The organism is Acididesulfobacillus acetoxydans (genome assembly GCF_902729405.1).
In the GTDB taxonomy this organism is placed as follows: Bacteria; Bacillota; Desulfitobacteriia; order Desulfitobacteriales; family Desulfitobacteriaceae; genus Acididesulfobacillus; species Acididesulfobacillus acetoxydans.
This window is the reverse complement of record NZ_LR746496.1, coordinates 3,359,621-3,384,917: the sequence shown is the minus strand read 5'-3', so window position 1 is coordinate 3,384,917 and position 25,297 is coordinate 3,359,621. Positions and strand designations below refer to the sequence as shown.

Sequence of the window (25,297 nt, the reverse complement as noted above, 5' to 3'; positions counted from 1 at the left end):
GCAACGAGAAATGCTATGAGAGCTAGCTGATAGCGAACATTAATACCTAAAAAGGAGTTGTTTTAAATGGTTAGTACGGAAGGGCCAAGTTTCATTTCCGTGAGGGCCTTACAGGGCGCGTACATCGTGACCATCACCCGGGAAGGCACTCCGGCAATTTCTCAAGAATTTTCTACCCTGAACGAAGCGCTTGAATTTGCGATGCGCGGGGGGGATTTACTTGGGGTTCCGCTGTCGGACACCTACCTTTCGCTGGATGCCATGATGTTGAATTCACAACAAGCGGCCGCAGCCGTGGAGGTTGAAATGAGGGGAGGGCGACTCGATGCCTGACAGCAATATCCACTTGCAAACATCGGCGGACCTATCCGGTGTCAACGCGGTTAAGCAGGGGCTCATTGAAATCCGCAACTTGGCCCAGGAGATTGCTAAGCAAGGTATCCCTTCTCCTAGCGGGGGCGGGACCCCAGGGGCAACTCCTCAGACGTTTACCGAAAGGGCAAAACAGCGTATCCGGGAAATTCAGGAGCGTCTCGTGAATTCCACTACTGGCGCACAAGCGATTATAGGGAAATCAGGGACCCGGCCTACGGCTCCTTCCCAGCCCTCGGGGGTTGAGGTAGGAGAGTGGATGGAGCAAAACATGCCCATTGTCAACGCAATGATGGGTGGTGGCTCAAGCGCCGGCACTTCTGTTAGCAACGGGCGAGTACCCAAGCCTCAAAAGTTTGTGCCTAAGCCTGGGACAATTCCCACACCGCAATCCGTGTTGAATCAATACCGCAACAAGGAAAAATACACACCCGAATACTACAAGGATTTCTTCTTGTCAGCCGGGAAGAACTTGCCCCCCGGCAGCGAAATGTACAATACATGGCATGAGTATAACCGGGCATGGGTAGGCGGAGACGAAAGAGCTCCTCAGAATTTCCACGAAAGTTATGCCGCAGAATCCAATATGGTCCCAGTGCCTACGCCTCCCCCACCGCCTCCTATCCCACCTCGTCCAAGCAATAACGGCGGCGGCGCCATGGGCAATGCCATGAAGGCCGTACTCCCTTCTAGGGGCATTGGCGCGGCTTTGGGAGCCGCTGTCGGCGGCATGGGTATTGGCGGTCTGGCCCTTGGCGGCATAGCCACAGCGGCGATTGGGCTGGGCGTTGCCTCCGTTTCCAGCTATATGAAGTCAGCGGATGCCCTCAGCGGACTCACGAAACAGATTCTCGCGACACACGACGGATTAAGTAAGCTACAGAATACGGTCCTCGGTGCGGGGGCAGCTTTTGGTTATGCGGCTTCACAGAGTGCGGCCATTGCGAATGCCCTAGGCCCCGCCTATGGCAGCTTAGCTTTGGGGCAAATGGGAACTAAAGTGAGCCAGGTCGCGGGGTTCTCCCGTGCTTATGGGATCTCAAGCAGCGCTGCGTCTCAGGGCTTTGCAGGGGCCGCGCAGCTGGGCATTACAACGGGTCCGGGCTCCGCGATGAATATGGGCCAATTCGGGTGGAGCTTGGCGAACAGTGCGTCTCAGAGCGGCATGAGCGGTCGTATGTCGGAGCTTATGCAGGCGGTCCTGAGCGCAACACAAGCCATTCAATCCACGAGCGTTACGAGCAATCCCAGCACCTTACTGGGGATTATGACCGCCATGAATGCGAACCTGCCACGGTCTATGCAAGGAGCGGGGAGTGCCTCAATCCTCGGCAGCTTGAGTAGCGGGATCGCGAACCCCGGTATGGGTGGTGCGGGGCAACTCGTCAATTATGAGGCTTTTGCCAACTCTGGGGTTAGCAATTATTGGCAATATCTACACGCAAAAGAAATGGGGCCCAATTATGTTCTCCCTAACGGCAAAACGTCCCTTGAGGCGGTAATCGGGGAAAGTGTAAGGACTTGGGGGACTCCTAAGCTCGGCAATGCGAAGAGCGGCTATGCGCCCGGCAACCAAGCGGCGGGGGTTGAAGAGTACGCCTTGCAGCAGATGTATGGACTTTCCATGCCCCAATCCGGAGCAATGCTTTCCCTCTTTGGACCCGGAGGTCCGGGCGTAGCGGGGCTTAAAAATAACCTGGGCATTACATCGGGACAGATGAAAAACATCGACATGGGCAAGCTGGGGCTGCTGGGACAGCTAAACAGCGCCCATTCAGCGGGGCAACTCCAAGCCGTGGAAAAGCAGTGGGAAGCCGGGGGCGGTAGACTTGGTCTTACGCAGCAAAAAGCTCTCAGAAGCGCATCCTTGGCAGATCAAAAGAAAATGCTGGCACAGGATATTTTGAGCTCAAACTACAAACCCCTAACGACTTCGGAAAAGCTTGAATCCATTGTGGCGGAGATTCAAAAGACGCTCAACACGGCAGGCGGGCATATCGCAGACATCGCAAACAAAATTGTGGGAAATGCCACAAAGCCAAGCAAACAGAGTGCTCCTTCAAAAAGTGATCTATATAACGCTGAAAAACGGGGTGGGGTCATTGGAGGAGGTGCCACCCCTCCTGCAAACAGCGCTCTTCACGATGCTGAACTTAGAGGCGGCGTTATCGGCCCAACGTCTTTCGTCACACCTGGGGGAGCGCAGTATTCGCCGGGTATTGTGCAGACCATGATGAGCTTTTCGGGCGCGAACAATGCCTTTAGTTGGATGCGCACGCCTGGCGGGGGCATGGGTGGTGGCCTACAGCAACTGATGTACCGCGATTCAGGCGGCTCAGGAATGTCCCTGAGCGGGAGCAGCAAAGATTTCGTGTCAAAGATGAGCCCCTATGCGCAGCAAGCTTCCCAGAGGACAGGACTTCCCGCAAGCTACATTCTGGGACAATGGGGAGAAGAAAGCGGATGGGGAACATCAGCTGCCGCGAGACAGAACCTGAACTTTGCAGGAATCAAGCCCTTCGGGGGGCTGAGTGCAGGACCGGATAGCAAATACGCAGGGTTTGGGTCTTTGAATGAGTTTGTGCGGGCCTATTCCAATACGATCAACAGTTCTCGATACACCGGAGCTCGAAACGCGGCCATGAGCGGAGCCAGTGCGCGGGATGTCTTTGACCTCCTGCACAGAGAAGGCTATGCTGCGGATCCAAACTATGGGAGCACAGTTGCGGGAGCGGTCAACAGCGTGATCAAGACGCACACCACATTGGACGACCAGAGTATTCACAAGTTGGCGGCGGCGATAAAAGCAGGGCCGTCAGGTCTTGATTCAACATGGCAGGTACCACGTTCAGGCTTGGTACGTGCGTAAAAAGGGAGGTGGGAGTTCGTGCTGAAAAGTTTTCGCGAACATTGGCTGCAAGTGTCGACACTGGCGATGCTTGGTCTTGACATCGTTTTTATTTGCCTGGTTTTGGCGGCAAAGTAAGGGAGCCCTTGGGTAAGGGGTCTCTTCTTTTATGAGGGGACCCCCGATTTATTCGATGAAACAATTGGCGACAGTCCGCGCCACGAGGACATCACAGTGAGGGAAGAAAAAGTAATGGCGGGGAAGGGGGAATGCGGAAACAAATTAGGGCTTAAGGGGGCATTGGAATAGGCAACGTACTAGCATCCCCACGCCCAGGCGTATGCCCAGACGTATGCCCAGGTAAAGAGAGGTGAGTGTACTCCGGTGACGGTCATTGATTCGCTCTCTAGGGTCCTGGAGTGCTTCAGGAGAGGCAGTTTTAGGGGGTAAACCCATGGACCTGGTATGATTGCCTAGGGGCTAGACCAAAGGGGCTCAGAGAGGCTCCTGGAGGCCTTAGAGGGCAAAGCTAGCAGTTAGCGAAGGAGTGTTTGAAGATGACAACGAAACTCGAACTGACGGACGTGGGAAGACGATTAAAAAGGCAACAATTCCTACAGGTTTACTCGGAATGCGGAAACATTACTCAGGCGGCACTCGTAGCCGGGGTTGGGCGGTCAACCCACTATGAGTGGATGGCGGAAGATCCGGAATACGCAAAGCAGTTCGCAGAGGCTGAGGAAAAGGCCATAGACGCGTTGGAGAAGGAGGCGCGGCGCAGAGCCCTTACGGGCGTGGAGAAACCCGTATTTTATCAAGGCAAGCAGTGTGGTGTAGTACAGGAATTTAGCGACACGTTGTTAATTTTTCTCCTAAAGGGAGCGAAACCCGAAAAATATCAGGATCGAGTCCGGAATGACATTTCAGTTGCCCAGAGGGTTACACAACCCGTGGCAGGCGAGTACCAAACTCTTCGGCAATTGAGGGATGCTCAGGCGCAAAAGGCAGCCGGGGGCAACGGTGAAGAAACCGAAAGCGAATGAAGAAGTGTTTGTTTAGCCCATGCCTATATCAAACAGCCATACCACCCCCAAAACCTGTTTATCTAAAATTGAATATGAAATAAATAAACAATTGTTTTCAGAAACCCTTGACTCTAAACAAACTAGTGTTTAAAATAGAGATAAGGAGTTTAGGTCAAGGGGGACGCTGAAATGAATATTGGATACGCAAGAGTTAGCACTATCGAACAAAATGAAGCGCGGCAGCTTGAGGGGCTCAAGAGATACGGTATCGAGAAATGGTTCGTCGAAAAGGCTTCCGGTAAGGATGCAAACAGGCCAATGCTCAAGGCTATGGTTGATTTCGCGCGGGAAGGTGATGTGATTCACGTGCACAGCTTTGACCGCCTAGCTCGAAGCACAAAGGATTTGCTGAACATAGTTGAGCAGCTGCAAACCAAGGGTATACACCTGGTGAGCAGCAAGGAGAATGTCGATAGTAGCACGCCAACGGGCAAGCTCATGCTGACCATGATCGGCGCTATCAATGAATTCGAGCGGACGAACATGTTAGAGCGGCAGCGGGAAGGCATTGCGATCGCAAAAAGGGAGGGTAAATACTTGGGTAGAAAAGAGATAGACTATCCCGCTAACTGGGCAGAGGTATACGGAAAGTACAAGACCCGGGAGCTAACGGGCACCAAGGCAATGGAGCTTCTGGGCTTAAAGCGAAACACGTTTTACAAGCTGGTGAAAGACTGCGAAGCGGAAGGCAACGGTTTACCTCAAGGGAAATAGAATATGGCGAAGGCACTCTGACAGACAGGGTGCCTTTTCTTTGTGCTCATGGCCTACCATACCCCCGTACCCCTCCCCCTTCGACATGCCGATCGGGGTAAAACCCCCTCCCCCTATCAAACATTGCCTGCCGATATATCGCGATCAATTTTGACATCCTAAAATTTTTTTACAGATTTTTCTAAAGAGACGAACCCTAATTTTTGGAAAACGGAGAATTCCGTTCTCAAGATTTCTTTATCGAAAGCCCTTACTTCGATCTCTTAAAGGGGGTGCCCCCAAATGTCTACTTGAGCAAGGACCCGAAAACATTACTTATAAACTGGCGTTTAGGCCGATCCTCGAAAGCGTTGCTGCATAAGGGTTTGATGCCATTTTTGACTTTTCATTTTTGACACGGCAAAAAGACCACAAAAAGACCACTGGCCACGCAAAAAAAAAAGACCACAAAAAGACCACCCTCAGCCCGCGGGGGGGGCAGGCTCTTCGGGGATTCAGTAACCACAGAAGAACCAAAAAAAAAGACCGCAAAAAGACCACCCATACCGGCCCCCCTTGTCGACCAACCCAATTTTGGATCCGTTGATTTCTTCATCCCTGCCGCGTGACCCTAGGTATTGCTTAAGGTCAACTTTGGCCTTTACTCAGCGGAGAATTCCGCTCAGCCCAGTTGTCGGCTCAGTGCGCGAAGCCCTTATTCATCGGTTATTTGAATTTCAACAAAACGAATTTGCGAAATCAACAAAAGAAAACTGCGAAATCAACGAATCTATAACAGAAACTACCCCACAACCTACGGACAGAAATTATCCAGATATAAAGGGAGCCACGTTAGAGGGCTACAAGGCCGATGTTTCCCCATTTTCTGTTTTAGAAAATGGATATTCTGTTTTAGAAAATCAAACCACACAAAACAGAAAAGCAATACCAGAGACTACTTACAGAGATCACGTAGCAGAGAATACAGATATAAAGGGAGCATCACCACTTGAAACGCGGAGGGAGTGACCGGATGACCAACGAGGAACTAGCTGAGCGAATCCAGGCGGCCGAGAAAGATCTCATCCCTACCTTATGGGGGCAGGTCCGTAAGTTAATTGTCAAGCTGAGTTTTCGATGTTTGCCACGGGACGGAAGTTCTCTCCTGGAGCTCAGTGATTTTGAACAAGCCGGCTTTATCGCAACGATGAAGGCGGTTGCGGACTTTGATCCCACCTCCGGCTTTTCATTTACCACCTACCTGACCAATCACTTCAAAAACGCGGCCAGGGAGGTCCTTGGGATCCGAAGCCACGGAAAAAGAGATCTCATTGCAGGCGCAGTGTCTCTGGATCAGCCGCTCAAGCCTGACGATGAGTTAACTTTATCCGATTCGCTGCCGGACGATAGCACATTGCGGCTTTATGATGACCTGATTGACAAGATGGCGCAGCGCGAAGAGGCTGGGACTGTCTTAGACCGGGTGAAGATATTGAGCCCGCTCAACGGGGAAATCTTCAAGGAGCGGTATGTACTCAACTTGAGCCTTCCGGCTATAGCGGAACGACACCGGATCTCTGTAAGGGAAGCGCGTTCCAGGGCGCGTGAAGCCCTGCGCAGGATCCGTAATGACTACATGATCCGCCTTCTGTGGGAACGCCGTATTGATGACCAGACGCGGTTTTATCGGCATAAGGGGGTCGCTGCCTTCGGGAGTTCTTGGTCATCAGCCGTAGAAGACACGGTTCTTGAGCGGGAACGATTGAAACGGTCTCACCCGCGTGGTATACTCCTGCTAACAGATAGCAAGGAGTGATCTCATGGGCGCGTGGAAAACAGTTCGGACATTCCACCTTGGCGAACCTTATTCCTACAGGGGCCGGGTCATCCCCCCGAATGCAATCTTTTGCTTAAAGGAGACCCCTCAAGGAAATCAGTATTGGCAGGCCTTCTGGCGTGCCGGAGGCAAGATGAACTCCGCTCACATAGGCAAGGAATTGCCCTTTCCTGAGCCTGAACCCAAGCCAACGATAGAAGAGCTTATGCTAACGGTTAGCAGGCTCACAGAGGAAAACAGACGGCTTAGAGAGCGAATCCTTGAATTAGGGGGTCAAGAGCTCAGCTTTGAGCCAGTTCACATTTCCACCTTTGAGGGAGTGGATGACAAACTGCGGGCAGAAGCCGCTATTCTAACCGTTGCTAGCGATAGCAAGCTCTTGGAGGTCCACCTTTACCCCGACAAGACTTATGTCCTGCGCTACAGGCCGGGCAAGCGCTTGTGGAAAACGATTGAGCGGGAGGAGGCAGCCAAGATATTCCGGAGGTGGCGCAAGGGTGAACCCCACTACTCCTTCGCAAAAAGCGCAACTCCTGAGCGGCGAGTTGAGGTGAACGTGTCCGCCACAGTCACGGCTCAAGACTGCTTGGAGGTGTTGACTTGATGCTGGCAGATAGTATGTCCTCTAAGGGCACTACGAGCACCGTAGAGCCACGCAAAGCGGTTTCCCCTATAGTTGCCCTGTCAAGGAGCGGCAGACGCTCCTGAAGGCTCCTAGAGGGTTGAGTTTATGGATGTCACATCCACAAACCCGAGTTCACCCCACGTGTCAAATTAGTGTGACGTAATCCAGGCTTACGTCATCACTGTCGAGGATAACTGAAAGGGGCTGGCTAAGTTTGACTTAGGGGGGTGTACGCAACAGTTACCCCCTTGTGGCTCATGACACAATTGACTAAATTGACACAATTGGAGAGTGGGGGTGATTCTGTCAATAGTGTCAATTCTGTCATGCCCCCTGATGAATCCGAAAAAAAACCTTGTGAAATCCCAACGGGGTATACGCAACTGCTGTCCCCTTAAGGCAACGGAGCGAAGACTTTTACTCATTTTTGAGTAAAACCCAGTTGGCAGGTCGGATTTGTCGGAGAATTTCCTGAGTCCTTTCCGCAAGGAAACTGCCGTCAGTATTGTTGACATTAGCAAAAGACCGGGGGCTATCCCCGGCCTTTCCGTTCCGCAAGGTGTTACTCGGCTGACATTGCCATGACGAACTTCATACCGTCCATGAAGCCTTGCCTGTAAACGTGGTTTTCAAGCAGCACCCTTTCGTAGGCGGAGGATTTTTCAAATTCAAAGTATAATTCCTTGCCTACAGCGGATAGCACCTTCTTCGAGAGCTCTGAGGTCCTGGCCTGAACCTCACGAAATTTAGGATCTTTCGTTGCCTCGCGACCGGCAATTTCACCCGCTCTTTCGTTGACAAACTGTGTAACGACGGCTTCCATTGGAGCACCAAGATCCGGGAGAAAGCCCCTTGAAGTGTCTTTAAGTTCCGATGCAGCGTTCATGTGATTTCCTCCTTTGTTTTCTGTTTCGCAAGGTTTCCCGATTTCAAATCGGAGAACTCGCTCAAACTTGAGCCGGTTAGTGAAAATTAGGAATAAATAACTAATCCTGGTGTGTTTTAAAATAAGTTGTCTAATCTTGCTTGCTTTCGAGTATAATACTTTAGAGGTGCCATATCAAGAGTATTTGCATAATAAATTTCATGTATGGTATAATAACAAGAGAAGGAGGTGTTCACTTGATTAAGATTAAGCTGTCTGACTTATTGGGCAAACACAAGATGACACAAAGAGCCTTGACCATGAAAACGGGCATTCGGCCTGGTACGGTTTCAAAGCTCTATCACGAAACGACTCAACGACTGGAGGTTGACCACCTGAACGAGATCTGCAAAACGCTTGACTGTCAGCCGGGGGATCTATTGGAGTACATTCCTGATGAGGCCCCTGATAGTCACTAGGGGCCTTGTGGGGCATTGTGGAGGACGGGAAAGGGGTAAGCCATGAGTAAGAAATCAAGGAAAAGAGCCAACGGCGAAGGCATGTTGCGTGAGCGGTCAGATGGACGCTGGGAAGCAAGGGTGCCAACAGAGATCGACCCCCTTACAGGAAAACAAAAATTCAAAACCTTCTACGGACACTCGCAGGCAGAGGCTAGGGCGAAGCGAGACGAATATCTGACGGCCACGCGGACGGGAACTTATGTGGAACCCAAGAAAGTTTTGTTTGGGGACTACCTATCCGCTTGGCTTGATCGATACGTAAAACCCAATATCAGGGAATCTACTTACTCGCTTTATCATTCACATGTCAAAAACCACATTAAGCCCGAGCTAGGGGGTATTGAGCTTCAAAAATTGAACACTGACACGCTGCAGGATTTTTACAATAAAAAAACCGGAAGGCTATCCGGCAGCGCAATCAATTTGATGCATTTGCTCATTCGTGGCTGCCTTGACTACGCGGTAGAGGAAAAGCATATTCTTTACAACCCGGATAGTTCAAAGCAGATCAAGAGGCCTAGGGTGGAGGCTAGGGAGGTAAAGCCGTTTAACCAAGAAGAGTTACAGAAATTTCTAAAGGCCGCCAAGGGCGATCCCTTCTATCCAATGTTTGTCCTTGACTTGCACACAGGGTTGAGAAAAGGCGAGTTGCTAGCCTTGCGGTGGAAAAATGCTAACCTTAATGACGGAGTTCTTCATGTTGAACGCTCAATTGGTCGAATTGGCAAGCCGGGAGGAAAGGGCACTCAAATCGTGGAGTCACCCCCTAAGACCAAGGCTGGAGTGCGGGACATCCCATTGCCGAATGAAATTGTCTCCCTCCTAAAGGCGCACAGGGCCGCTCAGATTGAGCAGAAATTGGCGTTGGGGCAAAAACACTCGGAAGATAGTTATATTTTCGATAACGGGTATGGGAAGCCCGTAGACCCGCGGTGGTTCTTGCGAAAATTGAAAATAATTCTGGAAAAAGCGGAACTGCGTAACGATATTCGAGTTCACACTCTGAGGCACACCTTCGGAACGATGCTTGCGCAGGCCAGGGAGAACCCGAAAAACTTGCAGGAATTACTGGGACACGCAGACATTCGGACGACGCTGGGAACTTACGTTCATTCCACACTGGAGGATAAAAAGCGGGCCGTTGACAAGTTGGCGAGCCTCATAAACGAGTAGCCTCTACCCATGCAAACTTGGCCTCTACCTGAAGGAGGTTGACCACAATTTTGACCACAATTGGGATGAAAATGACCACAACTAGACGGTAAAAGAAGGAAAATAGAATCATTCTAGGGAACCTAGAACCCTTACTACACAAGGCTTGCAGGGTTTATACGAGAATAGAAGAAACCAAACACGCTAGAATCGCACTCTAGAGGCCAGCGGTTCGATCCCGCTTACCTCCACCAAATAGCCCTTATGGGAAGCGGGTTTGAAGAAAGCCCGCTTCTATTTATTTTATCTGGTGCTGGTGAAGCAGGCATTCGCCACAATGGAGCCCAACCAACATCCATAGGTAGAGGCATTGACAGCGTTTCTCTTGTCTTCCCCTGCACGAGGGATATCTGCTAAAAGTATCGATTGTTATGACAAGAAAGGCAACGGTAAATCCTACAGAGTCAACGTGTTTTGATCTTTGCTTTCCATAATGACTTGCTTACCATAATAGATTTTGTGACAAGCTTGTCATAAGGTATACACGAAGCCGACTGAGAAGGAAAAGGCACGAGCTGTGGAGAAATTGTCCTGGAGGGGTTCGGGAAAAGGGGATAGGGGGGGCGAAACATAGTCCCAAAAATTTCCCCATCCATGCGAGGGGGAAATAGTCAAGCAAATGTCCCATGCGGGAAGGAGTGACTACTTTTGAACAGACTTGAGGAACTGAACCAGGAGCTATCTCGTATCTTGGATGTTCTCGTTAACAGCTACCATCCCGAAAAGATAATTCTCTTCGGTTCACTAGTGAACGGCCACGTTCACGCTTTTAGCGATATCGACCTCATCGTTGTGAAAGAGTCGGATAAAAACTTTTATGAAAGGCTTGAAGAAGTTGTCCTCTTGACCATGCCTAACGTTGGAACCGATATTCTAGTTTATACCCCGGATGAATTTGAAGTAATAAAAGGTCGATTGTTTTTTGAAAAAGAAGTACTAGAAAAAGGGAAGGTGATCTACAGTGTCCACTAACAACTGGCTGGAATTCGCACTGGATGACCTAGATGGTGGTGAAATTCTTCTTAGAGAGAACAAATACAACATGGCCTGTTTTCATGCGCAACAAGCTGCAGAAAAGTCCCTAAAGGGCTTCTTGACGGGGCAACCCCCTAATTTTAGAGCCTTACTCCCTTATTCTCGTGATTTCATAGTTTTATGATTTTGTCCAAGAAGGCTTAGCATAAGCTCACTTGACAACCGCTTGGCCGAGTTTACAACTTCCGGCCTCTCAATGTAAAGGGTCCGCTTTGCCGGGCTTACGCCCGCCCTTGACATTGAAGTCCTCCAGCCGTTGTGCGCAGTCAAGCGGTTGTCAAGGGTTTATCCGCAGATGGAATCTGCCCTCTGCTGCACATCAGCACACTTAAACTTTCACCACAAAGCGTTTGATTTCTCCTTTGCTGAGCTTTTCTTGGAATTCTTCAGGCGACAGGTCGTAAAGGCTGTCGTGATAACGGCGTTTGTTGTAGAAGTCAAGATAGTTAACGATTACCTCATACGCTTCGGCGTAACTGCCAAATTCATGTTTTGAGAGGCATTCCCGTTCTAGGTTGGAGTGAAACGATTCGATGTGAGCGTTCTTGTTCGGTGTCTTCGGCGGAATTCTCTCGTGCTCTACACCCCAACTTTCACAAGCGGTCTCAAAGATATGACTAATAAACTGCGGCCCATTATCTGTCCGGATCACGGGCTCATTTGAGCTTCCAAATATTCGCCGACGCCAGAGAGCTCTTTCCAAGGTCTGGGCGGCGTGTTTTCCTTCGCAGCTTAAACCAATATGGTAATCGACCAGACTGCGGTCATACACGTCAAGAATGCCCATGAGAAAGAAGAATCGGTCTTCTCCGCGGATGTATCCGTACTTGATGTCCATTTCCCAGAGTTGATTCGGTGCGGTTATCTCTCGATTTCTTGCGATCCGGCGGGGATGCTTGACTCGTAAACGCTTAGCCGCCTCCAGAATATCCAGCTCTTTGCAGAGCCGATAGCCTTTTTTAAAGCTGATAACCAGATTCCTTTGCCTTCTTAAGCTTAAGGTGAGCTTTCGGTAGCCATACGCAGCCTCCTCTCCGGCCACAAGTTCCAGAAGCCATTCTTTGATCTCTTCGTCACTGATTAGCTTGCCCTCTTGGGTTCGGCAATAACCTGGACGTGGGCGTCCCCCCTTGTTTTCACGCTCCTGCTTAGGTACCTGTTCCGATTTCCTTCGGTTGTAGTACGTTGCTTCGCTGACACCAACAATTCTGAGCACATGAGCTACTGCATATCCCCGGTCAATCCATTGCTCAGCAACCTCTATTTTTTCGGAAAGCCGGGCTGGCGGTTTTTTAGAAGATCCTGATAAATTGCGATCTCAAGGTCCTTTTCTCCAAGAATCGATTTGAGCCTTCCGTTTTCCTCCTCGAGCTCGCGAAATTCCTTGGGTGACGGAAGGTACTCCGCTATCTTCTTTGCCTCGTCCGAAGCCTGTCCCCACGCCTTGTGCTCACTCTGCTTTCCCCAACGGTAGATTAGCCCAACGCTTATCCCATGTTTTTTGGCTACGGGAACCGCGTTGCCGACCTCCCGTACCTCTCGAAGAACCTCGGTCTTAAATTCTTTTGAGTATCGATTACGCTTCACCATATCCCCCTCCACATCTTCAGTGTACCCTATAAGGGGCTATGGCTCAAGTTCGGTTAGGGGGCTTTATAGTTGATACATAACAAGGTTTCTTCCCCAAGAACTCATAACTTGGTAGAACTCATTAATTTGTGTAAAAAGATAGACTCTTCCTTTTCTGGCTTCATGGTTCAAATGGCCACGCTCAACCAGTATTATGCCCCTACCCGTTATCCTGATGCTATCGTAGGAATAACTCCTGAAGGGATGCCGAGCAAGGAACTGTCACGTAAAGCACTGAATTATGCTCGTGATATTGTTGTATTCTGTAGGGATGAAATAGATAAGAACTAGGGGAACAGTTAGCGAGGAATGGCGGCCCGTCGCAAAACCGGTCAAAGCCACATGCCGGTTCTTGCGTTTACTCCCAATGAGTCGGCGCTGAAATACCCGCCCCAGTCGTTGCCGCTCTACCTGACCCGTCGTATCCCTTTACACAGCCTTGCATAGAACTTGAAAACTGCGGGCATTCTTTTACCGATCAAGCGAAAAAGGTCGGATGAATAGATGGAAAAACGCGGTCTTGCAGATGAGTTTATGGCAAAACGGCCTGAATCATTTTGGCTAATTTCCACGCCGTCGACGGATTACCCATCGTTAGACGAAGATAGGAAGGCCGATGTCGCCGTGGTCGGCGGAGGGATAGCAGGAATTACGGCCGCCTACCTCTTAGTGAACGAGGGCCTGAACGTCGTCGTTCTGGATGCGGATAGGATAGTGAGGGGGACGACGGCACACACCACTGCCAAGCTGACTTCTCAGCATGGGCTGATTTATGCGCAGATAAGAAACCAAATGGGGGAAGAAAAAGCCCGGCAGTATGCGGAAGCCAACGAAGAAGCGATTCGTTTCGTCACACAATTGATCGAAGAAAACAAGATTGAATGTGATTTTAGCCGTCAAGCAGCCTATATTTATACGCTCGAGGAAACGCTTATTCCCAAAATAGAGCAGGAGCAAGAGGTGGCTGCCGCGTTAGGGATTAAGGCCTTTTATCAAACGGAGATCCCATTGCCCTTACCGGTTAAAGCCGCCCTACGTTTCGATGCGCAAGCACAGTTTCACCCGCGCAAGTATCTGCTGGCCCTCGCGGCCATAATCAGGGAAAAAGGCGGTTTCCTTTTTGAGAACTCCAAAGTCGTCGACATTCAAGGGGATGGTCCGTATACTTTGCTGACCGTAAATCAAAAGAAAGTTACGGCTCCGATGGTCATTCTCGCGACCCACTACCCTTGCCATAACTTCCCAGGCCTTTACTTTACCCGCCTCTATACCGAACGGGCCTATGCCGTTGCGGCCAAGATCGCAGTGCCCTTTCCTGGTGGGATGTACATAAATGCGGAACAACCGGCGCGTTCGCTGCGCGCTCTGCCGACGGCTGACGGAGAAAGGGTTCTCGTCGTCGGCGAAAAGCACAAAACCGGCCACGGCCAGGATTTGGCCGAACACTATTACAACCTTATGACTTTTGCACAAGAACTTTTCCCTGTGGAAGAGTTTTCCTGGCGTTGGTCAACGCAGGATGTCTCGACGCTTGATGATGTGCCCTATATCGGACGGATGACAGCGGGGCATCCCGACATTTACCTGGCCACTGGCTTCCGCAAATGGGGCATGACTGGGGGGACGGTCGCCGGACTTCTTTTGCGCGACCTGATTGTCAAAGGTGAGTCCCCCTGGGAAGACGTTTATCGTCCGCCGCGGTTTACGGCTCCCGCTGCTATGCAATTTGTTGCCCAAAACGCTGATGTCGCTTTTAATTTAATCGCAGGGAAACTCCTGCCGGGACAGGGGGCAATCCACCTGCAACCCGGAGAAGCGGTCTTGGCGAACGTAGATGGGGAAAAAACCGGAGTTTATATAGACGCACAACGGCAGGTTCATGCCGTAGATACGACCTGCACCCACCTCGGCTGTGAGCTGCGATGGAATAACGCCGAAAGCTCCTGGGATTGCCCCTGCCATGGTTCGCGCTTTGGCTTGGACGGTGAGGTCCTGGAAGGGCCGGCCATGCAGGCCTTGGAAAAAAGAGATCTGGTTTTGCCTGAACAGCCGGGGCGCTCAGACTAAAGCAGCCTTGCATGAGCTCAATTTGCCAGCTGACATTAAACCGTGATTCTGTGAAATTCCTCGCCAAGCAAGAAGGATCTGTCCGGGAACGCGTTCACAAAGCGTTATCAGGCTTAGCCATTCGTCCGCCGATTGGTAAAAAACTCCTACTGTACGCATATCGATATTTGTGTATAGTCGTTATAATATCGAGATACCAAAATGCGGAAAGGGGCGAAGTTTTATGCCGCGTATTCAGCCAAGTTCCGACTTGCACAACAAATACAATGAAATCTCACGCTCTCTATGTCCGGGAAGCGGCCGTAGCCAATGTCAAAGTAGAATTGGATCTCCCACGATGCGTCGTATGATGTGCGGAATTTGTGTGGAGTTTTTTTGATGTACGGTCGTATTCCCTCTCCCGCCGAAATGATCAGTTAGGAAGCGGGCACGCCAAGGTTCGAACTACGCAAAAGGTTATCGCCACCGACATAGTGGCTTACGAGAAGCGGGATAAAAGATCTGAAAAAATCGCGAAAATTCGCAAAGGCAAGAAGGAATTTCAGGTTGGGCCGCGAATATATTCTGTAAAGGCCGTGCACGAGCACGGAAGACGGCACCTTTGGCTTTCGGCTACGTTTCTGCAAGTGGCCGAAGTTACAGTTTTTCTCCCCCGGGTTGATACCTTCCGATATACTAAACGATGGCGAGGTTTTCTATGAAAAAGGTAACGACGATGAAAAGGGTTACGATCAAGGATATTGCGGAAAAGCTAAATGTTTCCCGGGGCACGGTCGACCGGGTTTTGCATAAACGCGGGGGGGTCAATCCGGAGACAGAAGCTTTGATCCTGGATGCTGTGCAGCGTCTGGATTATCAGCCGGACCGGATCGCCAGGGCTCTGGTCAAGAAAGACCGCTATACGATTGGCTTCATCGTGCCGAGGACGCCCATGAGTTTCTGGGGTCAGGTGATCCTGGGAACCGAAACTGCGGCCGGGGAACTGGCGGATTTCGGAGTTGAGATAAAATTCTATTTTTCTGAGATCCGTGACGGTTTCAGGGAAAGGGCGCTGCTGGAGGACGCCTTGAATGACGGGGTGGCGGGCATAGCCATTACCCCGACGGACCCGCATCTCGTCCGTGCGCTCATCGATAATGCCAGTGAAGCCGGGATCCCGACGGTGACTTTTAACACGGATGTTCCCGACAGCAAGAGGCTTTGTTATGTAGGGCTGGATGGGTATCTAGGCGGCCGCGTGGCGGGTGAACTCATGTACAAGTTCCTGGACGGCGCGGGAGAGGTGGGCGTCCTGACCGGGTTCCTGAGCACCCAGGACACGGAGGCGAGAAGGAAAGGATTCCTGGAGGTCGTGGGCCGCATGGGCCAAGAGAACATGACCACGGTGGGGACTTGGGAGAACGCGGACGACAGCGGAAGATGCTACGAGCTGACGGGGAGAATCATCCGCGATCATCCGGATTTGAGGGGAATCTTCGTGACCAATTCCTGCACTGCGGCTGTGGGGGCGGCCATCGTCGATCAACACCGGGAAGGGAAAATTAAGCTCATCGGGTTTGACGTGAATGAGGAGGTCAGCCGTCTACTGAAGAATAATGTCGTTACCGCCTGTATCACTCAGAATTCTTTTCAGCAGGGGTACCAGCCCATTCGGATTCTCTTTGACTACCTCCAGGCCGGCTTGAAGCCGAAGCATCCTTATGTTCTCAGCCGGCCGGAAGTCGTTCTAATCGAGATGCTCAACGGTGAGGGGGGGTTGCCACGGAACTAGGAGTTTTTTGGGCGACGAACTGTGCACGAGCACGGAAGGAGGTGATGCCTCAGCGCACTCGGAGACCAAAGAAGATCTCGTAAGACCTGTGAAAAACACGAAGGAAAAAGGGGGAACGGTTTAATGAAAAAAGGGTTGAGAAAGTGGGGGGCGGGGCTGGCCCTCGTGGCACTGATTCTGTTGGCTTTGTCCGGTTGCGGCCAGGCCCAGTCTTCAGGCAATTCCGGTAATTCCGGTAAATCCTCGGGTCCTAAGCCGGTAATCGGGTTGTCTTTACCTACACAAAGCACGGCCGTCTGGGTTCTGGACAAGAATCAGATGATTTCGGACGCGAAAAAGATGGGGATTGATCTCAGGGTTCAGGTCGCGAACGATGACTCGGGGCAACAACTGTCTCAGTGCGAAAGTCTGATCAACCAAGGCGTTAAAGTACTCATTGTAGCGCCTAATGATGCTCAGGCCGCAGCGGCCATCGTTCAGCAAGCCCACGCTGCTAAAATCAAAGTGATCTCTTTTGACCGCCTCATCACGGGCGCCGACGATGACTTGTACGTTTCCTTTGATAACGAGAAGGTGGGTGAACTACAAGGGAAGTATTTAACCCAGCATGCCCCAAAAGGGAACTATATTGTCATGTCTGGCGATCCCACGGATAACAATGCTTTGCTTTTCAAGAAAGGGGCTATGAAGTATATCCAACCGCTGGTTGACAAAGGAGATATCCACATCGTAGCGGATCAGGCGATTCAGGGATGGCAGCCGGACAACGCGATGAAGATCGTGGAAAATGCACTGACCTTGGCTAAAAACAATGTTCAGGGGATTTTGGCTCCCAATGACGATACGGCTGGGGCCGCCATTCAGGCGTTGGCGGCTCAGGGCTTAGCAGGCAAAGTGGTCGTCACCGGTCAAGATGCGACCCTCTCAGGAGCCCAAAGGATCCTAGCGGGGACCCAATCTATGACCGTCTTTAAAGACACGCGGGTTGAAGACCAAGCGGCTATGGACGCAGCCCTCAAAATGGTTGAAGGAAAAGCTCCCGCGACGAACGGTACGATTAACAACGGCAAAATCGAAGTACCTTCGGTTTTACTTTCACCGGTCGTGGTCGAGAAATCGAACTTGGACAAGGTTCTCATTGACAGCGGCTATCTCAAAAAAGCGGATGTTTACAAGAAGTAGATTGCGGGCAGGCGGTGGGCACGAAATGATCGCCGGATGAAGAGTAAAAGATGAGTAAAAGATGATCGTTAGGTAATGGGCAAGGATGGAAAAGTCCCGCCGAATTACGAAACCGCAAGAAAGTGCTCCGAGTCATGGACAGGAAAAGTTCCGGCAAGGGAAGGGGGATGGCGGATGCTGTGTCCCTCTTCCCCGTCTGAACGGGGGGTGAAACGATGGATCGCATCCAGAGTGACTATGTGCTGGAAATGGTGGGCATTAAGAAAGAGTTTGCCGGGGTGAAAGCCCTGGAAGATGTTAACCTGAGGGTGAAATGGGGTGAGGTACACGCTCTGGTGGGAGAAAACGGGGCGGGAAAATCCACTCTGATGAAAATACTCAGCGGGATGTACCCAGCCGGCGAGTATGAGGGCCGGATATTCATCAGGGGAGCGGAGCAGTCTTTTCGTAGTTTAAAAGACAGTGAGAAGACTGGCATGGCTATCATATTTCAGGAGCTGACTTTGGTAAAGCAGATGACAGTCAGCGAAAATATCTTCTTGGGCAACGAAATTGCACGGAGGGGTATTGTCGACTGGAACAACACCTACGAGTTAACGAAAAGAGCCCTGCGGGAGGTTCGCCTGGAGCTCAACCCAAGCACCAAGGTGAAAAATCTGGGGATTGGGCAGCAGCAGTTGGTAGAAATAGCCAAAGCGATTTCCAAGAATGCTGAGATTTTGATTCTGGACGAGCCGACAGCCGCACTGACGGAAACCGAAAGCGCCAACCTGCTTCAGATCGTGCTGGAGCTCAAGAAGAAAGGGGTTACCTGCATTTATATTTCCCATAAATTGAGCGAAGTGCTGCAGATTGCCGATACGATTACTGTTCTGCGTGACGGCAGAACCATAGCTACCGAATCGGCAGAAAATATGAGTGAGAACAAAATCATTTCCTTGATGGTGGGGCGGGAGTTGACCCAGCGCTTTCCGCGCCGGGAGCATGTCCCGGGTCCGGTAATACTCAAAGTCAAAGATTTAACCGTTCACGATCCGGATGTCCCGGACAAAGTTGCCCTTAGGGGCATCAGTTTTGAGGCGAGACAAGGCGAGATATTGGGAGTGGCGGGGCTGATGGGCGCCGGGCGCACCGAGCTGGCCACGAGCATTTTTGGAACTTACGGACGAGGGATTAGCGGCGAGATCTTTCTTGACGGGAAGAAACTAAAGCCGGGAACACCCCGCGAGGCCATCAAGTCTGGCTTGGGCTACGTTTCGGAGGACCGCAAGAATAATGGTCTCGTGTTGATGATGGATATAAAAAACAACGTCATGCTGGCAAGCTACGAGTCTGTGACCAAGCTGAAGGTAATCAATCAAAATGAAGTGATCCGGCACAGCAATCACTTTGTCTCTTCCCTGCGCATCAAAACTCCCACTCTGGAACAAAGAGTGCAGAACCTGAGCGGAGGAAATCAGCAGAAGGTTGTCCTGTCCAAGTGGCTGATGACAAACCCTAAAGTCCTCATCATGGACGAGCCTACCCGGGGTATCGATGTGGGGGCAAAATACGAGATTTACCATATTATGAACGATCTTGTTAAACAAAGAGTCAGCATTATTATGATCTCCTCCGAACTGCCCGAGATACTGGGCATGAGCGACCGGATCATCGTGATGCACGAGGGTAGGATAGTGGCGGAGATGGCGGCGTCCGAAGCCACCCAGGAGAAGATTATGTCCTATGCGACAGGAGGCATGAAGCGTGGATAAACGAAAGGAGACGGGGGTCCAGCGCGAAACTGGGCGCAACACGGCAGGGGATCCCTTTGTAACGGCCGTGCTGCAATCTTTGCGCACCAACATGCGCGAGTACACCATGGTCGTATTGTTGGTTGGTATCTGGCTGGTATTCACGTATTTGACCAGTGGCATGTTTATTGAGCCGCGTAACCTGTCCAACTTGTTTCTGCAGTCAGTCAGCGTTGCCGTTTTGGCGGTGGGCATGGTCTTAGTAATCGTGGCCGGACACATCGATTTGTCGGTCGGCTCCCTGGTGGGATTGATGGGCGCAATTGCGGGTTATCTCCAGGTCAACATGAACATGGGTACCGTTCCGGTGATCATCATTACCCTGGCTGCAGGTATCTTGGTGGGTATCTGGCAGGGGTATTGGATCGCTTACAGGGGAGTTTCAGCCTTTATTGTCACGTTGGCGGGGATGATGGTGTTCCGCGGCCTGGTCATTAGGGTCACGGGCGGGGCGACGATCAGTCCGATGAATCATTCCTTCAAGGAAATCGGCCAGGGATATTTGCCGAAGCTGATCAGCACGTCACCGATCAATGATTCGAGTGCCCTGCTGGGGCTGGCGGTAATTGGTCTTTATGTCTTCTGGCAAATCCGGTTGCGGAAAAACAGAGTCAAGTATGGTTTTGAAGTTCCCGACAGAAAATTGTTCGGGCTGCGCCTGGCGGTCACCTCGTTGGTGATAGCCTTCGTGTTTGGCATTATGACGGACTATATGGGGATCCCTTACGCGGTTTTGATTCTCATGGCCTTAACCGTGTTGTTTAACTTTGTTGCTGAGAAGACAGTTTTCGGCCGGCACATCTACGCCATTGGGGGCAACAAGGAAGCGGCCCGCTTCTCCGGCATCAACATCCGGCGGACGACCATGCTCCTGTTCATCATTATGGGTGCTCTGACAGCCGTTTCCGGTATCATTTTCACGGCCCGTTTGAACGCCGCCGGCGCTTCCGCGGGAAACCTGTTTGAACTGGACGCCATCGCCGCGGCTATCATCGGCGGCGCCAGTACGATGGGAGGGGAAGGAAGTGTCTACGGCGCCATTATCGGGGCTTTGGTCATGGCCAGCATCGACAATGGTTTAAGTCTCATGAATGCAGATGCTTCTTTACAATATGCGGCTAAGGGGTTGATCCTCTTGTTTGCGGTCTGGGTTGACATTGCCAGCCGCAAGCGCGCAGCGTAAGCTCGAAGTGGTCAAGGAAGGGTGGAGGAGAAAGAGATGAACTCAAAGGAAAGACTCACGAGACGACTGGCCGGCAAGCCCGTGGACAGAGCTCCGAACTGCAATCTTATTATGGCGTTTGCCCCGCTTTATATCGGCAAACCGCAATCTCAGTTCTACTTGGACTATAAGGTTCTGGTAGAGTCCAACCTGCGAGTAGCCAAAGATTTTGACTTAGACATCCTCGGGGCTATTTCCGACCCGTTTCGCGAAGTTTTCGATTTTGGGGGCAAGGTGGAGTTTCCGGAGGATGATATTCCCCTCTGTTCGGATAATCTTTTAAAAAGTTATGAGGATCTGCCAAAACTGCAGATCTTTGACCCTTACCGCTCAACCCGCATGCAAGACCGCATCCAAGGCATTGAGTTATACAAAAGGGAAGCCGGATCCGAATATCCGATCATGGGTTGGGTGGAGGCGCCTTTTGCCGAGGCCGTCGACCTGCGCGGGATGAATGAGATCATGTTGGATGTCTACGATCACCCAGAGAAGCTGCATCAGTTGCTGGAAATCTGCCTGGAGGCGGAGATTCGCTCGGCGGTGGCTCAAATCAAGGCCGGCGCGGACCTCATAGGAATGGGGGATGCCGCCGCCTCCTTACTCGGTCCGGATCTTTTCGGGGCTTTCGCTCTGCCTTACGAGCAGCGCCTAATTGCCGCCGTGCATGAGGCTGGGGCTTTGGCCAGACTCCATATCTGCGGGAACACGACGGCGATCTTAAACTTGATGAAACTGAGCGGGGCGGATATCATTGATGTGGATTGGAAAGTGAACTTCAAGCTGGCCTGTGAAACTTACCGGGGATATGCGGCTGCCTGCGGCAATTTTGATCCCGTGGCCGTGGTGCAGCAAGGAACGCCGGCCCGTATCCGGGAAGCAGTCTGGAAGTGTTTGGACGCGGGGGATGCCAATACCTTGATCATGGCAGGCTGCGAGATTCCCCTCTCGACTCCGCATGAGAATCTGAAAGCGATCGCCGAGGCCTTGCGCGACTATCCCCGCTATTGATCCGGGCCGACAAGGTTTAGGCTCATTCGTTAAAGGCGGCTTCGATCCGCAGGAGGACCTCTTGCGCGCGGGGCAAGGCCCGGCGCCGGATGGCGCCTGGGGTGTCGAGCCAAGGGCACAAATGGGGAAGGCTCGATGCGCGAGATCAACCACATGCATGTTGTGTGTCTCCTTGAGACCCTGCCGAGATGCTTCCAGGCATTTTACGGAAATGCCGCCGAGGCTATCGCCAGGGGCTCCGAGTTGGCCGTAAAATCCGGAGAAGCCAGGCAGACGATGAAGATCATTGAACTGGCCGAACTCGGCAATTTAGAGAAGCGCACAGTGACACTCCACAACGACTTGAGCCGTGTAGCTACTTTTCTTCGTTATAGAAACCCAAAAATGCAAAGGCGGATGATTTGACATGCGAGCAAACGAAATCAAAGATTTGATCATCAAAGGGGACGCAGCCGGGACGGCATGGGGTGTGGAGGAGATGCTCGCGGCCGGACTCGCGGTTGACGACATTATACAGGGAATATTGGTCAGCGCCATGAATGTGGTGGGGGAAAGATTCAGAGAAGGCCAGATCTTCGTGCCGGAAATGTTGATAGCGGCCCGGGCAATGAAAGCGGGCCTTAAAATTCTCGAGCCGCTGATCCTGCAAGCGGGACGGAAGTACCTGGGTAAAGTGGTCATCGGAACGGTGAAGGGAGATCTTCACGATATCGGAAAAAACCTGGTGGGAACGATGCTCCAAGGGGCGGGCTGGGATGTGGTCGACCTGGGGGTAGACGTCGCGCCGGAGAAGTTTCTCAAGGCGGTGAAGGAGCAAAAGCCTGCGGCGATCGGACTCTCTGCTCTCTTGAGCACGACCATGGGTTCGATGAAGACGGTGCTCGGTTTGTTGGAGCAAGAGGGATTGCGTTCCCAGGTGAAAGTGCTGGTGGGTGGCGCCCCAGTGTCCGAGAAATACGCCACAGAGATTGGCGCGGACGGTTACGCGCCGGATGCGGGAACGGCGGTGCACGTGTTCGCGCGGTATGCTTCGTAAACGCTGAGAGTCTCGAATCGGTGTAAATTAGATACGCGGGGCAACACCAGCGAAGTCACAACTTCGCTGGTGTTGCCCGTATGCAGGATTTGCGAGCTCGTGCCCGAAGGGCATGAGCTCGCAATGTCAAAATAAGCGTGCCTTCACCAGTCCCCAAGCCCCAAAAATTGTCTTGACAACCTTATCGACCTTATTATACAATGTCGCGGGCCGTATGAGCGTTGTTGCGTCTGGGAGTCAGCGCCCAAGAGTCTGGAAGTGGCCGGGGAAGCGGAAAGAACGGTTCGGGCTCTCGGCAGCTTTGCCAATCAAGGGTCAGAAAGCGAACACTATGAATGGTTTATTTGTAGCTGGGAAAAATTAATAATTATAATTGAAAAGCTGAAAAAACCGGTGACAATCGCAAGTGAAAAATGCCAGATTTGCGTCATTAAGGAAGGAGGTTTCTTAGCTATGTCTAAAGAGGCCGCCAAAACCGGCTCGGAGCCGACAATATTATCGGCGCTTGAGCAGAATCTTCCTATCGGGGAACGTATCTTGGTCGACGAATTATCGTACAAAATACAGCCGACCGGCATGAAGTTCTTTATAACAATGATGAAGCCCTTTATGAAATCAGTGATCAGTGCTTCCGAAAAGAAGGCTGCTCCCGGTATGTGGGGCGGGTTACTGTGCAGAAAGCGCTATATAGATGAAAAGCTGCTTGATTCAATTGATCAGGTACAACAGGTTGTTAATTTGGGTGCGGGCCTTGATACGCGCCTGTACAGATTAAGCGGGATACAACATTTACCCGCTTGGGAATTGGATCAACAGCAAAACATTGAGGCAAAGCTAGCAGCTTTTACCCGCGCCTTAAAGCAAATCCCTTCAAACATTAAGCTTGTCCCGATTGATTTTGACAGGGAAAATATTATGGACATATTGGTAAAAAACGGTTTTGACCCAGGCAAAAAGGCATTTTTCATCTGGGAAGCAGTCAGTCAATATCTCACAAAAGATGGCATTGATTCCATTTTCTCGTTTCTCTCTCAAGCCAAGGCCGGCAGCTTAATTACATTTACGTATATCCATCAAGATTTCATAGACGGCAAAAATCTCTTTGGCTGGGAAAGTGGTTACAAGCGCTTTGTAAAAAACAATCTTTTTATTTATGGCATGAACCCTGATAAAGTAGATGCTTTTTTGTCCGCTTACGGTTACAAGCTTATTGAAGATCTTGACTACAGCCAGATGTCCGAGCGCTATATCAAGCCGACGGGCCGTAAACTTGCCGCGGCAAAACTTGAGCATATGGTTTTGGCAGAAAAACTTTAGCATCAGGGGCTAAAGCTGAAACTGTTGGGGAGGTTGCTTGTTTTCAAGGCCTTGCGGCTGTTGGGGCCAAGATGGAGGGTGTACTTATCCTTTTGCGAGTGTTCAGGTTTTTATGGTATATGTTTTTTGATAGGGGAAATTAATCATGCAATATTTTGAAAGTGATTATCTGGAGGGTGCCCATCCCTTAATTTTGCAGCGTTTACTGGAGACCAATATGGAGAAAGCACCCGGTTATGGATTAGACAAGTATTCTCAGAGCGCCAGAGAAAAGATCCGTAAAGCATGTAATTGTCCGCAGGCGGAAATACATTTTATGGTAGGCGGAACTCAGACGAACGCTACTGTAATCGATTCTTTGCTTTCATCGTATGAGGGCGTTCTGGCCGCGGACTCGGGTCATATTAATGTGCACGAAGCCGGAGCCATCGAAGCCGGTGGCCATAAAGTCTTAGCACTCCCGCACACCTACGGAAAGATAAGTGCGGAGGCAGTCGAGACCTATATTAACACCTTCAACTGCGATGCCAACAATGAGCACATGGTGAAACCGGGGTTGGTATACGTTTCTCATCCAACCGAATATGGGACATTATATACAAAAACGGAATTGAAACGGCTCAGTGCGGTATGTAAAAGACATGGAATGCCGCTTTTCTTGGACGGCGCCCGTTTGGGGTATGGATTGATGGCAGAGGACACGGATGTGACATTGGAAGTAATAGCGGACAACTGTGAAGTTTTCTATATTGGCGGGACCAAAGTAGGTGCTCTGTTTGGAGAAGCGGTTGTAATCACAAGACCGAATTTGATTCCTCATTTCTTCACGATCATTAAGCAACACGGCGCACTTTTGGCTAAGGGTCGTTTGTTGGGGATACAGTTCGATACCTTGTTTACGGATGATTTATACAAGCAAATTTCTAAACACGCCATCGACATGGCTAAGAAACTGAAGGAGGGCTTTATGGAGAAGGGTTATCGCCTTTACTTTGAGTCCCCTACCAATCAGCAGTTTGTCGTATTAGAGAATAAAGAAATGGAGCGATTAGCCAAGAACGTCTCTTTTGGCTTTTGGGAGAATCTTGATTCCAATCACACCGTGGTTCGTTTTGCCACAAGCTGGGCCACACAAGAGCGTGATATTGAGAAATTACTTGCCTGCCTTTGAAAATGGCG

At 51.0% G+C, this 25,297-nt stretch carries 25 protein-coding genes; 22 read left to right on the top strand and 3 right to left on the bottom strand.

Annotation, left to right across the window (positions count from 1 at the left end; translation table 11 throughout):
• Positions 1 to 66 precede the first annotated feature (66 nt).
• From MNU25_RS15080 to MNU25_RS15050, 7 genes are all read left to right on the top strand, one after another.
• Positions 67 to 333 carry a hypothetical protein gene (locus MNU25_RS15080; protein ID WP_240985819.1) on the top strand — a complete coding sequence of 89 codons (267 nt, stop codon included), beginning with the start codon at positions 67 to 69 and terminating at the stop codon, positions 331 to 333.
• Positions 326 to 3,241, top strand: a complete 2,916-nt coding sequence (locus tag MNU25_RS15075; RefSeq protein ID WP_240985818.1) for a glucosaminidase domain-containing protein — start codon at positions 326 to 328, stop codon at positions 3,239 to 3,241. The genes MNU25_RS15080 and MNU25_RS15075 overlap by 8 nt, the downstream gene beginning before the upstream one ends.
• Positions 3,242 to 3,777: 536 nt before the next feature.
• Positions 3,778 to 4,263 carry a hypothetical protein gene (locus MNU25_RS15070; RefSeq protein ID WP_240985817.1) on the top strand — a complete coding sequence of 162 codons (486 nt, stop codon included), beginning with the start codon at positions 3,778 to 3,780 and terminating at the stop codon, positions 4,261 to 4,263.
• Between the two features lie 171 nt (positions 4,264 to 4,434).
• Positions 4,435 to 5,019 (top strand): recombinase family protein, encoded by a 585-nt coding sequence (locus MNU25_RS15065; protein WP_240985816.1) that lies wholly within the window; start codon positions 4,435 to 4,437, stop codon positions 5,017 to 5,019.
• Positions 5,020 to 5,700: 681 nt separating this feature from the next.
• Entirely contained in the window at positions 5,701 to 6,027 is a 327-nt protein-coding gene (locus tag MNU25_RS15060) for a hypothetical protein (RefSeq protein WP_240985815.1), read from the top strand.
• A gap of 4 nt (positions 6,028 to 6,031) precedes the next feature.
• On the top strand, positions 6,032 to 6,814 hold the full coding sequence (locus tag MNU25_RS15055; RefSeq protein WP_240985814.1) for a sigma-70 family RNA polymerase sigma factor: 783 nt from the start codon (positions 6,032 to 6,034) through the stop codon (positions 6,812 to 6,814).
• 4 nt (positions 6,815 to 6,818) lie between these two features.
• Positions 6,819 to 7,439, top strand: coding sequence for a hypothetical protein (locus MNU25_RS15050; protein ID WP_240985813.1), 621 nt, complete (start codon positions 6,819 to 6,821; stop codon positions 7,437 to 7,439).
• 583 nt (positions 7,440 to 8,022) lie between these two features.
• Here MNU25_RS15050 and MNU25_RS15045 read toward each other — a convergent pair.
• Positions 8,023 to 8,346 (bottom strand): hypothetical protein, encoded by a 324-nt coding sequence (locus MNU25_RS15045; RefSeq protein WP_240985812.1) that lies wholly within the window; start codon positions 8,344 to 8,346, stop codon positions 8,023 to 8,025.
• A gap of 236 nt (positions 8,347 to 8,582) precedes the next feature.
• Between MNU25_RS15045 and MNU25_RS15040 the strand changes: the two genes are divergently transcribed.
• The 4 genes from MNU25_RS15040 (at position 8,583) to MNU25_RS20620 (ending at position 11,217) form a co-directional block, all read left to right on the top strand.
• Positions 8,583 to 8,804 (top strand): helix-turn-helix domain-containing protein, encoded by a 222-nt coding sequence (locus MNU25_RS15040; RefSeq protein ID WP_240985811.1) that lies wholly within the window; start codon positions 8,583 to 8,585, stop codon positions 8,802 to 8,804.
• A gap of 42 nt (positions 8,805 to 8,846) precedes the next feature.
• Entirely contained in the window at positions 8,847 to 10,019 is a 1,173-nt protein-coding gene (locus MNU25_RS15035) for a tyrosine-type recombinase/integrase (RefSeq protein WP_240985810.1), read from the top strand.
• A gap of 687 nt (positions 10,020 to 10,706) precedes the next feature.
• Positions 10,707 to 11,030, top strand: a complete 324-nt coding sequence (locus MNU25_RS15030; protein ID WP_240985809.1) for a nucleotidyltransferase domain-containing protein — start codon at positions 10,707 to 10,709, stop codon at positions 11,028 to 11,030.
• Complete coding sequence (locus MNU25_RS20620) at positions 11,020 to 11,217, top strand: HEPN domain-containing protein (protein WP_372503556.1); 198 nt, start codon at positions 11,020 to 11,022, stop codon at positions 11,215 to 11,217. The genes MNU25_RS15030 and MNU25_RS20620 overlap by 11 nt, the downstream gene beginning before the upstream one ends.
• 204 nt (positions 11,218 to 11,421) lie before the next feature.
• Here the strand turns inward: MNU25_RS20620 and MNU25_RS15025 are convergent, their stop codons facing one another.
• Together MNU25_RS15025 and MNU25_RS15020 are read right to left on the bottom strand one after the other, a co-directional pair.
• Positions 11,422 to 12,309: an IS3 family transposase gene (locus MNU25_RS15025; RefSeq protein WP_240984237.1), complete on the bottom strand. Its 888-nt coding sequence runs from the start codon at positions 12,307 to 12,309 to the stop codon at positions 11,422 to 11,424.
• Between the two features lie 44 nt (positions 12,310 to 12,353).
• A complete protein-coding gene (locus MNU25_RS15020) occupies positions 12,354 to 12,683 on the bottom strand; it encodes a transposase (RefSeq protein ID WP_240984238.1) in 330 nt (109 codons plus the stop codon).
• Positions 12,684 to 12,752: 69 nt separating this feature from the next.
• Between MNU25_RS15020 and MNU25_RS15015 the strand changes: the two genes are divergently transcribed.
• From MNU25_RS15015 to MNU25_RS14965, 11 genes are all read left to right on the top strand, one after another.
• Positions 12,753 to 13,013: a HEPN domain-containing protein gene (locus MNU25_RS15015; protein WP_240985808.1), complete on the top strand. Its 261-nt coding sequence runs from the start codon at positions 12,753 to 12,755 to the stop codon at positions 13,011 to 13,013.
• A 243-nt stretch (positions 13,014 to 13,256) separates the two neighbouring features.
• Entirely contained in the window at positions 13,257 to 14,789 is a 1,533-nt protein-coding gene (locus MNU25_RS15010) for an FAD-dependent oxidoreductase (RefSeq protein WP_240985807.1), read from the top strand.
• Between the two features lie 697 nt (positions 14,790 to 15,486).
• Positions 15,487 to 16,560 (top strand): LacI family DNA-binding transcriptional regulator, encoded by a 1,074-nt coding sequence (locus MNU25_RS15005; protein WP_240985806.1) that lies wholly within the window; start codon positions 15,487 to 15,489, stop codon positions 16,558 to 16,560.
• Positions 16,561 to 16,683: 123 nt separating this feature from the next.
• Positions 16,684 to 17,742, top strand: a complete 1,059-nt coding sequence (locus MNU25_RS15000) for a sugar ABC transporter substrate-binding protein (protein WP_240985805.1) — start codon at positions 16,684 to 16,686, stop codon at positions 17,740 to 17,742.
• Positions 17,743 to 17,957: 215 nt separating this feature from the next.
• A complete protein-coding gene (locus MNU25_RS14995; protein WP_240985804.1) occupies positions 17,958 to 19,496 on the top strand; it encodes a xylose ABC transporter ATP-binding protein in 1,539 nt (512 codons plus the stop codon).
• Positions 19,489 to 20,718 (top strand): sugar ABC transporter permease, encoded by a 1,230-nt coding sequence (locus tag MNU25_RS14990; RefSeq protein WP_240985803.1) that lies wholly within the window; start codon positions 19,489 to 19,491, stop codon positions 20,716 to 20,718. Before MNU25_RS14995 ends, MNU25_RS14990 begins: the two co-directional genes overlap by 8 nt.
• A 36-nt stretch (positions 20,719 to 20,754) precedes the next feature.
• Positions 20,755 to 21,765: a uroporphyrinogen decarboxylase family protein gene (locus MNU25_RS14985; protein ID WP_240985802.1), complete on the top strand. Its 1,011-nt coding sequence runs from the start codon at positions 20,755 to 20,757 to the stop codon at positions 21,763 to 21,765.
• A gap of 135 nt (positions 21,766 to 21,900) precedes the next feature.
• Complete coding sequence (locus tag MNU25_RS14980) at positions 21,901 to 22,170, top strand: hypothetical protein (RefSeq protein ID WP_240985801.1); 270 nt, start codon at positions 21,901 to 21,903, stop codon at positions 22,168 to 22,170.
• A 1-nt stretch (position 22,171) separates the two neighbouring features.
• Positions 22,172 to 22,801: a corrinoid protein gene (locus tag MNU25_RS14975; RefSeq protein ID WP_240985800.1), complete on the top strand. Its 630-nt coding sequence runs from the start codon at positions 22,172 to 22,174 to the stop codon at positions 22,799 to 22,801.
• A 258-nt stretch (positions 22,802 to 23,059) separates the two neighbouring features.
• On the top strand, positions 23,060 to 24,118 hold the full coding sequence (locus MNU25_RS14970) for a class I SAM-dependent methyltransferase (protein ID WP_240985799.1): 1,059 nt from the start codon (positions 23,060 to 23,062) through the stop codon (positions 24,116 to 24,118).
• 145 nt (positions 24,119 to 24,263) lie between these two features.
• Positions 24,264 to 25,289 (top strand): threonine aldolase family protein, encoded by a 1,026-nt coding sequence (locus MNU25_RS14965; protein WP_240985798.1) that lies wholly within the window; start codon positions 24,264 to 24,266, stop codon positions 25,287 to 25,289.
• Positions 25,290 to 25,297: the final 8 nt, after the last annotated feature.

Coding starts and splice junctions, on each gene's coding strand:
- MNU25_RS15080 (WP_240985819.1), top strand. CDS start 67: ATGGTTAGTACGGAAGGGCCAAGTTTCATTTCCGTGAGGGCCTTACAG.
- MNU25_RS15075 (WP_240985818.1), top strand. CDS start 326: ATGCCTGACAGCAATATCCACTTGCAAACATCGGCGGACCTATCCGGT.
- MNU25_RS15070 (WP_240985817.1), top strand. CDS start 3,778: ATGACAACGAAACTCGAACTGACGGACGTGGGAAGACGATTAAAAAGG.
- MNU25_RS15065 (WP_240985816.1), top strand. CDS start 4,435: ATGAATATTGGATACGCAAGAGTTAGCACTATCGAACAAAATGAAGCG.
- MNU25_RS15055 (WP_240985814.1), top strand. CDS start 6,032: ATGACCAACGAGGAACTAGCTGAGCGAATCCAGGCGGCCGAGAAAGAT.
- MNU25_RS15050 (WP_240985813.1), top strand. CDS start 6,819: ATGGGCGCGTGGAAAACAGTTCGGACATTCCACCTTGGCGAACCTTAT.
- MNU25_RS15045 (WP_240985812.1), bottom strand. CDS start 8,346: ATGAACGCTGCATCGGAACTTAAAGACACTTCAAGGGGCTTTCTCCCG.
- MNU25_RS15035 (WP_240985810.1), top strand. CDS start 8,847: ATGAGTAAGAAATCAAGGAAAAGAGCCAACGGCGAAGGCATGTTGCGT.
- MNU25_RS15020 (WP_240984238.1), bottom strand. CDS start 12,683: ATGGTGAAGCGTAATCGATACTCAAAAGAATTTAAGACCGAGGTTCTT.
- MNU25_RS15010 (WP_240985807.1), top strand. CDS start 13,257: ATGGCAAAACGGCCTGAATCATTTTGGCTAATTTCCACGCCGTCGACG.
- MNU25_RS15005 (WP_240985806.1), top strand. CDS start 15,487: ATGAAAAAGGTAACGACGATGAAAAGGGTTACGATCAAGGATATTGCG.
- MNU25_RS15000 (WP_240985805.1), top strand. CDS start 16,684: ATGAAAAAAGGGTTGAGAAAGTGGGGGGCGGGGCTGGCCCTCGTGGCA.
- MNU25_RS14995 (WP_240985804.1), top strand. CDS start 17,958: ATGGATCGCATCCAGAGTGACTATGTGCTGGAAATGGTGGGCATTAAG.
- MNU25_RS14985 (WP_240985802.1), top strand. CDS start 20,755: ATGAACTCAAAGGAAAGACTCACGAGACGACTGGCCGGCAAGCCCGTG.
- MNU25_RS14980 (WP_240985801.1), top strand. CDS start 21,901: ATGCGCGAGATCAACCACATGCATGTTGTGTGTCTCCTTGAGACCCTG.
- MNU25_RS14975 (WP_240985800.1), top strand. CDS start 22,172: ATGCGAGCAAACGAAATCAAAGATTTGATCATCAAAGGGGACGCAGCC.
- MNU25_RS14965 (WP_240985798.1), top strand. CDS start 24,264: ATGCAATATTTTGAAAGTGATTATCTGGAGGGTGCCCATCCCTTAATT.